7 protein-coding genes are annotated in these 11,318 nt (G+C 49.2%); 6 read left to right on the forward strand and 1 reads right to left on the reverse strand.

What is annotated here, in order from left to right:
* Positions 1-114 precede the first annotated feature (114 nt).
* The 4 genes from C2M29_RS10375 to sucD all read left to right on the forward strand — a co-directional run bounded on the left by C2M29_RS10375 (position 115) and on the right by sucD (position 6,651).
* On the forward strand, positions 115-2,928 hold the full coding sequence (locus tag C2M29_RS10375; protein WP_105189710.1) for a 2-oxoglutarate dehydrogenase E1 component: 2,814 nt from the start codon (positions 115-117) through the stop codon (positions 2,926-2,928).
* A gap of 10 nt (positions 2,929-2,938) precedes the next feature.
* Positions 2,939-4,432 (forward strand): 2-oxoglutarate dehydrogenase complex dihydrolipoyllysine-residue succinyltransferase, encoded by a 1,494-nt coding sequence (gene odhB / locus C2M29_RS10380; protein ID WP_105189711.1) that lies wholly within the window; start codon positions 2,939-2,941, stop codon positions 4,430-4,432.
* Positions 4,433-4,612: 180 nt separating this feature from the next.
* Positions 4,613-5,779: an ADP-forming succinate--CoA ligase subunit beta gene (gene sucC / locus C2M29_RS10385; protein WP_105189712.1), complete on the forward strand. Its 1,167-nt coding sequence runs from the start codon at positions 4,613-4,615 to the stop codon at positions 5,777-5,779.
* Positions 5,779-6,651: a succinate--CoA ligase subunit alpha gene (gene sucD / locus C2M29_RS10390; protein ID WP_105189713.1), complete on the forward strand. Its 873-nt coding sequence runs from the start codon at positions 5,779-5,781 to the stop codon at positions 6,649-6,651. Before sucC ends, sucD begins: the two co-directional genes overlap by 1 nt.
* A gap of 65 nt (positions 6,652-6,716) precedes the next feature.
* Here the strand turns inward: sucD and C2M29_RS10395 are convergent, their stop codons facing one another.
* Positions 6,717-7,619 (reverse strand): LysR family transcriptional regulator, encoded by a 903-nt coding sequence (locus C2M29_RS10395; protein ID WP_105189714.1) that lies wholly within the window; start codon positions 7,617-7,619, stop codon positions 6,717-6,719.
* Positions 7,620-7,767: 148 nt separating this feature from the next.
* Here C2M29_RS10395 and hutH point away from each other — a divergent pair, with 148 nt between their 5' ends.
* Together hutH and C2M29_RS10405 are read left to right on the forward strand one after the other, a co-directional pair.
* On the forward strand, positions 7,768-9,261 hold the full coding sequence (gene hutH / locus C2M29_RS10400) for a histidine ammonia-lyase (protein ID WP_105189715.1): 1,494 nt from the start codon (positions 7,768-7,770) through the stop codon (positions 9,259-9,261).
* 14 nt (positions 9,262-9,275) lie between these two features.
* The gene (locus tag C2M29_RS10405) at positions 9,276-11,276 is read left to right on the forward strand and encodes a urocanate hydratase (protein ID WP_105189716.1); all 2,001 of its coding nucleotides are present in this window, start codon (positions 9,276-9,278) and stop codon (positions 11,274-11,276) included.
* Positions 11,277-11,318: the final 42 nt, after the last annotated feature.

Below are 11,318 nucleotides of genomic sequence, written 5' to 3' on the forward strand. Positions count from 1 at the left end.
GGGCATAATAACGCAAAGAATGGCTAGACATCTGTCTGGCCATTCTTCGATCACTTACTCAATTACTGAGTAGGCTAGACAATGTAAATCTGCGCTAGATAAAAGGGCTTATAAATGCACGATGGTGTGATGAAGGCATGGCTAGAGTCTTCTCATCTATACGGCGGCAACGTTGCTTATGTTGAGGAGCTTTATGAAGCATATCTTGATGATGTGACTTCAGTGCCAGAAGAATGGCGTGTAGTGTTCGAACAACTTCCAAAAGTGGAAGGCGTGGATGTAGAAACCAAGCATTCACAAGTTAGAGCCGAATTCGCCGAACTGGCAAAAAATAAACACCGAGAAGTAGTTATTGCAGAAGGGGGTCAGGGCGACCCGAAACAGATTAAAGTTCTGCAACTTATCAATGCTTTTCGTTTCCGTGGTCATCAAAATGCGAACCTTGACCCCTTGGGTCTATGGCAGCGTGAACGCGTACGCGATTTAGACTTAGAATTCCACGGCCTTTCCAAAGAAGATTTCGATACCGAGTTTTATGTAGGTTCATTCGCCGCCGGCGGTGAGATGATGAAACTGGGTGATCTATATCAAGCACTTAAGACTACTTACTGCGGTTCTATTGGTGCTGAATACATGCACATCACATCGACCGAAGAGAAGCGTTGGTTACAACAACGTCTTGAATCGGTGCAGGCTCGCCCGCAATTCGATAGCGCCACCAAAAAGCGTATCCTTAAAGGTCTGATTGCTGCCGATGGTCTAGAAAAGTACCTGGGTGCTAAATTCCCAGGCGCCAAGCGTTTCTCTCTTGAAGGTGGTGACGCCCTAGTACCTATGCTGAAAGAGCTGATTCACCGTGCCGGTGAAAGCGGTCAGCAAGAAGCGGTTATCGGTATGGCCCACCGTGGTCGTCTAAACGTGCTTGTAAACGTACTGGGTAAGAACCCGTCTGCCTTGTTCGACGAATTCGCCGGTAAGCACAATGACACGCTAGGCTCGGGTGATGTGAAATATCACATGGGTTATTCTTCAGATTTCGCAACCGCTGGCGGCAGTGTTCATATGGCACTTGCATTTAACCCGTCGCACCTTGAAATCGTTAACCCGGTTGTGATGGGTTCGGTGCGCGCTCGTCTAGACCGTCTAGGTTGTGAAAGCGGTTCAAAAGCACTGCCAATTACCATTCACGGTGACTCGGCTATCGCCGGTCAAGGTGTGGTACAAGAAACTTTCAATATGTCGCAAACCAACGCCTTTAAGGTAGGTGGTAGCGTACGTATCGTGGTTAATAACCAGGTTGGTTTCACTACCTCTAACGCCGAAGATACCCGTTCAACAGACTACTGTACCGACATCGCGAAGATGGTTCAGGCGCCGATTTTCCACGTTAACTCAGACGACCCGGAAGCGGTTGCCTTTGTAACGCAAATCGCCCTTGATTTCCGTAACCAGTTTAAGCGCGATGTGGTTATCGACTTGGTGTGTTACCGACGTCACGGTCACAACGAAGCCGACGAGCCAAATGCAACGCAGCCGTTGATGTATCAAAAAATCAAAAAGCACGCGGTACCTCGTGAAATCTATGCACAGCAGTTGATTTCTGAAGGCCTGTTCACCGAACAAGAGATCAAAAACCTGATCGATAGCTATCGTGCCGGTTTGGATGATGGTCACTGTGTGGTTGAAGAAATTGAGCCAGAGACTAAGCACTCATCTGAGTGGTCTAAGTTCGTTGGTCACGATTGGGATACGCAATACGATGCCAGCGTGCCGGTTGAGAAGCTTAAAGAGCTTGGTAACAAGGTCGCTTCATACCCAGAAAACCATAAGGCACAATCGCGCGTTAAGAAAATTTACGACGATCGTAAGGCCATGGCTGCCGGTGACAAAAAGCTGGACTGGGGTATGGCGGAAACGCTTGCCTATGCAACCATGGTAGAAGAGGGCACGGACATCCGCCTTACGGGTCAGGACTCGGGTCGTGGTACCTTCTTCCACCGTCACGCGGTTGTACACAACCAGACCGACGCCTCAACCTACTTGCCACTGCAGCATATCAGCGAAAACCAAGGCGCCTTCGAGGTGTACGACTCGGTGCTTTCTGAAGAAGCGGTACTGGCATTTGAATACGGTTATGCCACGGCAGAGCCAACCTCACTGGTTATGTGGGAAGCACAGTTTGGTGACTTCGCTAACGGCGCCCAGGTTGTATTCGACCAATTCCTAAGCTCGGGTGAGCAAAAGTGGGGCCGTCTGTGTGGCCTAACCTGTTTGCTACCACATGGCTACGAAGGTCAGGGCCCGGAGCACAGCTCGGCGCGTCTTGAGCGTTTCCTTCAGCTGTGTGCGGATCACAATATGCAGGTGTGTGTACCTTCGACTCCGGCGCAGGTTTACGCCATGCTTCGTCGTCAGGCGGTACGTCCGCTTCGTCGTCCGCTGATCGTAATGACGCCAAAATCGTTGCTACGTCACCCGCTGGCGGTTTCGTCACTGGAAGAGCTTTCTGAAGGCGTATTCCACAATATGATCGATGAGATCGATGATCTCGATGCGAAGAAAGTTGAGCGCGTGGTGTTCTGTAGCGGTAAGGTTTACTACGAACTACTGCAAGAGCGTCGCAAGCAAGAGCTCGATAATGTTGCCATCGTGCGTGTTGAACAACTTTACCCATTCCCGCATCAGGAAATGGCGAATATTGTTGAGCGTTACAGCCATGTGAAAGATTTTGTATGGTGTCAGGAAGAGCCGCAGAACCAAGGTGCTTGGTACTGCTCGCAACACCATTTCTGGAATTCAATTCCACAGGGTGCAAACCTGACATACGCAGGTCGTAAAGCCTCTGCAGCTCCTGCATGTGGTTATATGGCCGTCCATACTAAAGAACAACAAGCGTTAGTCGCTGACGCGCTTACCATTAAAAAATAAGGGATAAGAGATGACCACAGAAATCAAGGTTCCTGTTCTTCCTGAGTCAGTTGCAGACGCGTCAGTCGCAACATGGCACGTGAGTGTTGGCGACAAAGTTAGTCGCGATCAAAACCTGGTTGACATCGAAACCGACAAGGTTGTTTTAGAAGTAGTTGCACCTGCCGACGGTGTGATCACTGAAATTAAAGAACAAGAAGGCGCAACAGTGCTTGCCGAGCAGGTAATTGCCATTATCGGTGAAGCTGATGCCGCTGACGCTGGTTCTGAGCCAGCTCCATCTGAAGACAAAGCCGCTCCAGCCGCTGCTGGCGCACAAGAAGGTAAAGAAGTGGATATTAAAGTTCCTGTACTTCCAGAATCTGTTGCTGATGCAACAATCGCTACATGGCACGTACAACCAGGCGAAGCGGTAAGCCGCGACCAAAACCTGGTTGATATCGAAACTGACAAGGTTGTTCTTGAGGTGGTAGCACCTGAAGACGGCGTGATGGGTGAGCACATCCATGGCGAAGGCGAGACGGTACTGGCCGAGCAAGTGATCGGTAAGATGAAAGCCGGTGCTTCTGCTGGCGCTGCGCCTGCGGCGGCACCTGCAGCCGACGCATCAAGCGATGACAGTGCTGCTGACGCGCTAACTCCTTCTGTACGTCGTTTAATTGCCGAGAAAGGTCTTGATGCTTCAAAAATCAAGGGTTCTGGTAAGAACGGTCGTGTAACCAAAGAAGACGTTGATGCCTTCATTAAGAGCGCGCCTGCTAAGCAAGAAACTGCTGCAGCTGCGACTCCTGCGCCTGTTGGCAACCGTACACAAAAACGCGTTCCTATGACACGTCTGCGTAAGACCATTGCTAACCGTCTACTTGAAGCGAAGAACTCAACGGCCATGTTGACGACCTTCAACGAAGTAAACATGAAGCCTATTATGGATCTTCGTAAGCAATACCAAGAGGTATTCGAAAAGCGTCACGGTACGCGTCTTGGTTTCATGTCTTTCTACGTGAAAGCGGTAGTTGAAGCGCTTAAGCGCTTCCCAGAAGTAAATGCGTCAATTGACGGTGATGATATTGTTTATCACAACTACTTCGACATCAGCATCGCGGTATCGACTCCGCGTGGTCTGGTGACGCCAGTTCTTCGTGACTGTGACAAGCTATCACTTGCTGAGATCGAAAAGGGCATCAAAGACCTGGCGATCAAAGGCCGTGACGGTAAGCTAACTGTTGAAGATATGACGGGTGGTAACTTCACCATCACTAACGGTGGTGTATTTGGTTCACTACTTTCAACACCAATCATCAACTTACCGCAGTCTTCAATTCTAGGCATGCACAAGATCCAAGACCGTCCAATGGCGGTTAACGGTAAGGTAGAAATCCTACCTATGATGTACCTAGCACTATCGTATGACCACCGTCAAATCGATGGTAAAGAGTCGGTAGGCTTCTTGGTAACCATCAAAGAGATGTTAGAAGATCCTACGCGTCTTCTACTAGACGTATAAGCGTCATATTTGCATAAAAATTAAGCTGCGGCTCTTGCCGCAGCTTTTTTTTGCCACCTTTAGTCGTACTAGGGTTTTCAAGCATTGCCATGAGAACTATACTAGGTGCGCAATTTGGGATGGTTGAATAAATTGCATATTTATTCAGCTCTTTTAGTACAAAAAATTGGATAAAGCATCATGAATTTGCATGAGTATCAGGCAAAACAACTTTTTGCCGAATATGGTTTACCAGTTTCTGAAGGCTACGCATGTGACACGCCTCAAGAAGCTGCTGAAGCCGCTGATAAAATCGGTGGTGACAAATGGGTTGTTAAATGTCAGGTTCACGCCGGTGGCCGCGGTAAAGCGGGCGGTGTAAAACTTGCTGACAGCAAACAAGAGATCAAAGATTTCGCTCAAAACTGGTTAGGTAAAAACCTAGTAACTTACCAAACTGACGAAAACGGTCAGCCAGTTGCTAAGATCCTTGTTGAAAGCTGCACAGACATTGCTAACGAACTCTACCTTGGTGCTGTTGTCGACCGCGCTTCACGCAAAGTTGTTTTCATGGCGTCAACTGAAGGCGGTGTTGAAATTGAACAAGTTGCAGAAGAAACGCCTGAACTTATTCACAAAGCTGAGATCGATCCTCTAGTAGGTCCTCAAGCTTACCAAGGCCGTGAACTAGGCTTCAAATTGGGTCTTAACCCTACACAAATGAAGCAGTTCGTTAAGATCTTCCTAGGTCTTGGCAACATGTTCATCGACCACGATTTCGCTCTACTTGAAATCAACCCACTGGTAATCACCGACGAAGGTAACCTTCACTGTCTAGACGGCAAAATCGGTGTAGATGGTAACGCGCTTTACCGTCAGCCTAAGATCCGCGCTATGCACGATCCTTCGCAAGAAGACGAGCGTGAAGCTCACGCGGCTCAGTGGGAGCTTAACTATGTTGCTCTAGACGGTAACGTAGGTTGTATGGTTAACGGTGCTGGCCTAGCGATGGGCACTATGGACATCGTAAACCTACACGGCGGCAAGCCAGCTAACTTCCTAGACGTTGGTGGCGGCGCGACTAAAGAGCGTGTAGCTGAAGCATTCAAGATCATCCTATCTGACGACAACGTTAAAGCTGTTCTAGTTAACATCTTCGGCGGTATCGTACGTTGTGACATGATCGCAGAAGGCATCATCGGTGCTGTTAAAGAAGTTGGCGTAAACGTTCCTGTAGTTGTACGTCTTGAAGGTACTAATGCTGAACTAGGTCGTGACGTTCTTGCTAACTCAGGTCTAGACATCATTGCTGCAGAATCTCTAACAGACGCTGCTGAAAAAGTTGTTGCTGCTGCGGAGGGCAAATAATGTCTGTACTAATTAATAAAGACACTAAGGTAATCTGCCAAGGTTTCACTGGTGGTCAGGGTACTTTCCACTCTGAGCAAGCAATCGAGTACGGAACGCAAATGGTAGGTGGTGTATCACCTGGTAAAGGCGGTCAAACTCACCTTGGTCTTCCTGTATTCAACACAGTACGTGAAGCGGTAGAAGCGACTGGCGCAACTGCATCAGTTATCTACGTACCAGCTCCTTTCTGTAAAGATGCAATCCTTGAAGCTATCGATGCTGGCATCGAGCTAATCGTTTGTATCACTGAAGGTATCCCAACGCTAGACATGGTTGACGTTAAAGTTAAGCTTGATCAAACTGGCGTTCGCATGATCGGTCCTAACTGCCCAGGTGTTATCACTCCGGGTGAAACTAAGATCGGTATCATGCCTGGTCACATCCACAAGCCTGGTAAAGTAGGTATCGTATCTCGTTCTGGTACGCTTACTTACGAAGCGGTTAAGCAAACTACTGACGCTGGCTTCGGTCAGTCTACTTGTGTAGGTATCGGTGGTGACCCAATTCCTGGTACTAACTTCATCGACGTACTAGAGATGTTCGAAAAAGATCCGCAAACTGAAGCTATCGTAATGATCGGTGAGATCGGCGGTACAGCTGAAGAAGAAGCGGCAGCGTACATCAAAGAAAACGTCACTAAGCCTGTAGTATCTTACATCGCTGGTGTTACTGCTCCTCCGGGCAAACGTATGGGCCACGCTGGCGCCATCATTGCCGGTGGTAAAGGTACTGCTGACGAGAAGTTTGCAGCCCTTGAAGCAGCTGGCGTACAAACTGTACGTTCACTTGCCGATATCGGTAAAGCGCTTAAAGAGAAGACCGGTTGGTAATCTCCGCATAACGCTTAAAAAAAACCCGCCACTCGGCGGGTTTTTTGTATCTGCAATACGCTTAATTACGCCATGGCATTGTGACAGCGCTTCATTTCTTCTATCAGCGCCTGTGCCAGCGGTGAGGCGGAATTACTTTTTGAGGTGATCAACACCACAGGAATGGTATAGCGATACACCTCGGGCAGGATGGCCTTAAACAATCCCTTGTCCACCCAATGCTGGGCATAATGTTCGGGTAGATAGCCGATAAACTTCCCGGATAAAATCAAATGGGCGATGCCTTCGTCATGATAGGCGATGGCACTGTTTTGATAATTTAAACCGTCATTTCGGCTTTCCCTGTCGCGCATATAGTTACTGGTGATCACCTCTGCATCTTGCAAGAGGTCGGTAACGGCGGACGTTTCACAGTCAAACAGAGGATGGCCCTCGGCGCAATACAGGTAGTTCGTTTCATCATGGAGTGGGATATAGTCTAGGCCTCTTAAATGATGGCGGCTTACGCCTATGCCTACCAGCGCCCGACCATTGACCACAGAGGTTTCCACCTCGCGCGCCTCACACACATTGATATCGAACTGAACGTTGTTGCCTCGCTCCTTTAGCTCGGCAATAACGTGCGCAACGGCGCAGCGCGGGTCGCTAACCAAGGTGTCTATGATGGCCAGGCTGACCCGACCCGATAATTCATTTTTTGAGGTCGCGACCGTGCTGGCAAAGGCCTCGCATTGCTGTAACAGCTCCAAAGAGGCCTGATAGGTGATGCGTCCGGGCTCGGTGAGTTCGAAACCGCTGCGCCCGCGTTTACAGAGCTTAATGCCCAGGCGTACTTCTAAGTCCGATAAATGTGAACTAATGGTGGAGCGGCCAATGTTTAGGCGCGATTCTGCCGCCGCCAATCCGCCACATTCGACAATCGCAACAAAGATGCGTAGTAAGCGTAAATCAACATCATGAACTTGCACCAGACCCCCTTACTGTTTGTTATAAGATTTAGTTCGATAAAACCGGAATGAATTACGATTATTATGTATTTATAAAACATCTATGGCAAGTTAGCATGGCCGTATTAAGCAGTATTGCTTCGCACAGACAACGAGTTAGGAGAATAAGATGACGTTTAGATATGGTGTAGACCAGCTAAATCTTGACATTGTTAATGGCATCGCCGATGGCAGTATTAAAGCCGAGCTTTGCCAACAAGCACTGGATAAAATTAATAAGAGTCGCCAGAATGTCGATGTGATGGCCGCTTCCGATAAGGCCGTATACGGTATTAATACCGGCTTTGGTCCTTTGTGCGATACGCAAATCTCACCAGAAGAAACCCATCTTTTACAAAAGAACCTGTTGATCACCCATGCCGTGGGTGTGGGCGAGCCTATCGCCAAATCAATTTCAAAATTAATGCTGATCACTAAGGTACACGCTCTAAGCCAAGGCTTCTCAGGTATTCGCCTGGAAGTGGTAGAACGCATGTTGGCTTTCCTAGAGCTTGATCTTATTCCCGTGGTACCAGAGCAAGGCTCGGTCGGTGCTTCGGGTGACCTGGCGCCGCTTTCACACTTATTCCTGCCACTGATTGGCGAAGGTGAATTCTGGCAAGACGGTAAAACCGTGCCGGCGGCGCAACTGCTTGAAGCCAATGGCTTAGAGCCGCTCGAGCTGCACGCCAAAGAGGGCCTGGCGCTAATTAATGGTACCCAGTTTATTCTTTCACACGGTATCACCGCGCTGACCAAGATGCGTTACCTGCTTGATTTAGCCGATTTGGCCGGTGCCATGAGCATCGAAGGCATGCAGGGCAGTGCTTCACCCTTTAGAGAAGAGCTGCATGCAACCCGTCCGTTTGAAGGTAATATCGAAGTGGCCAAGCGCATGCGTGCCTTCTTTAAAGACTCACAAAATATGGCCTCGCACACCGACTGTGACCGCGTGCAAGACCCTTACTCGCTGCGTTGTATTCCACAGGTACACGGCGCATCACGTAACGCCTTTAACCACCTTAAAGAGCTGGTAGAAATCGAGATGAACTCGGTGACCGATAACCCAATCGTGATCAGCTCAGAAGAAGCGATTTCAGGCGGTAGCTTCCACGGTCAGCCATTGGCCATGGTATTGGATTATGCGTCGATTGCTGCTGCCGAGCTTGGCAATATCGCCGACCGTCGTTGTTATTTAATGCTTGAAGGCCTGCACGGTCTGCCGCGTTTATTGACCACCTCCGGTGGCCTTAACTCGGGCATGATGATCCCTCAGTACGCGACTGCGGCCTTGGTAACAGAGAACAAATCACTGTGTTTCCCACCATCGGCAGACAGTGTGCCTACCTCTATGGGCCAGGAAGACCACGTATCCATGGGCAGCATCTCGGGCAGAAAACTGAATCAAATCCTGGGTAACCTGGAAAAGATCTTTGCTATCGAATTGATGTATGCGGCACAAGCGATTGAATTCCGTCGTCCTAATAAATGCTCTGACATCATCGAAGAAAACTTCGCCATCATCCGTGACAAGGTAGCCAAGCTTGAAGAAGACCGTCTACTTAAGCCGGATATCGATGCCATGATTGAACTAGTTAAAGCACAAGCGTTTAGCGTGAACTAAGGGAGCCAATAACAATGACTTTCCAAGAACAAATTAAACAGGGTATTCCTAGCGTCTTACCTGAGCCTAAGCCATATCCAGCGGGCGTAAACCGCGCGCCAAAGCGAAAAGACATTCTTAGCCCAGAGGAAAAGCAACTGGCGGTACGTAACGCCTTGCGTTATTTCCCTAAAGAATGGCACCAGGAGCTTGCCGCTGAATTTGCCGAGGAACTGAAGCAATTTGGCCGTATTTACATGTACCGCTTTAAGCCAAACTATGACATGAAGGCGCGCTCGGTCTCTGACTACCCCGCAAAATGCGAGCAAGCCGCGGCGATTATGTTGATGGTCGATAACAACCTTGACCCAGCCGTTGCTCAGCACCCAGAGGAGCTGATCACTTACGGTGGTAATGGTGCGGTATTCCAAAACTGGGCGCAGTACTTGTTAACCATGAAGTACCTGAGCGAGATGGAAAAAGACCAAACCTTGCACATTTACTCTGGTCACCCAATGGGACTGTTCCCATCATCAGAAGATGCACCGCGCGTGGTGGTGACTAACGGTATGATGATCCCTAACTACTCCAAGCCGGATGACTGGGAGAAGTTCAATGCTCTGGGTGTGACTCAGTACGGGCAAATGACCGCAGGTTCATTTATGTATATCGGTCCGCAAGGTATTGTACACGGCACTACCATTACGGTGATGAATGCCTTCCGTAAGGTGCTTGAGAAAGGTGAGAGCCCGCAAGGTAAGATCTTCCTGACCGCCGGTCTGGGCGGCATGAGTGGTGCGCAGCCAAAAGCGGGTAACATCGCCAACTGTATTACCGTGTGTGCCGAAGTGAACGCCAAGGCCGCGATTAAGCGCCACCAGCAGGGTTGGGTTGATGAGCTGATCGACAACATGGATGCGCTGATTGAACGTGTTCGTCAGGCGCAAGCTAATGAAGAAGTGGTGTCTATCGCCTACGTGGGTAATATTGTAGATGTGTGGGAAAGCTTCTACGAGCAAGACATCTTTGTTCACCTGGGTTCAGACCAAACCTCACTGCACAACCCATGGTCGGGCGGTTATTACCCGGTTGATATCTCGTTTGAAGAGTCAAACCGTTTGATCCGTGAAGAGCCTGAAGTATTCAAGGTTAAGGTACAAGAGACCTTGAAACGTCATGCCGATGCGGTAAACAAGCACACGGCCCGTGGTACCTATTTCTTTGATTATGGTAATGCCTTCTTATTGGAAGCGTCGCGCGCCGGTGGCGATGTGATGGCCGAAAACGGCATCGACTTTAAATATCCGTCGTACGTGCAGGATATTCTTGGTCCTATGTGTTTTGACTATGGCTTTGGTCCATTCCGTTGGGTATGTGCCTCAGGTAACCCAGACGATCTGGATAAAACCGATGCCATCGCCGCAGAAGTACTGAACAAGATCATGGCCGAATCGCCGGAAGAAATTCAGCAACAGATGCAGGACAACATCACCTGGATCAAAGACGCCAAGCAAAACAAGCTGGTTGTGGGTTCACAGGCGCGTATTCTTTATGCCGACGCCCAAGGTCGTATGGAAATCGCGAAAGCCTTTAACGATGCCATTAATCGCGGCGAAATCGGTCCGGTCGTACTAGGTCGTGACCACCATGACGTGAGCGGCACCGACTCACCGTTCCGTGAAACATCAAATATCTATGATGGCAGCCGTTTCACCGCGGATATGGCGATTCACAACGTGATCGGCGACAGCTTCCGTGGCGCAACCTGGGTCTCTATCCATAATGGTGGCGGTGTAGGTTGGGGCGAAGTAACCAATGGTGGTTTCGGTATGCTGCTTGATGGCAGCGAAGGTGCCGAGCGTCGCTTGAAATCTATGCTGTTGTTCGACGTAAACAATGGTATTGCACGCCGTAGCTGGGCCCGTAACGAAGAAGCCAACTTCGCGATTAAGCGTGAAATGGCCCGTACGCCTAAGTTAAAGGTAACCTTGGCAAACCTGGTTGATGACGAGATCCTCGATAACTTGTCATTCTAATTTGCCGAGCAAATGTAATTTAAAAAGGAAGCCCAAGTGCTT

The organism is Pseudoalteromonas sp. T1lg48 (genome assembly GCF_002964785.1).
Lineage (GTDB): Bacteria > Pseudomonadota > Gammaproteobacteria > Enterobacterales > Alteromonadaceae > Pseudoalteromonas.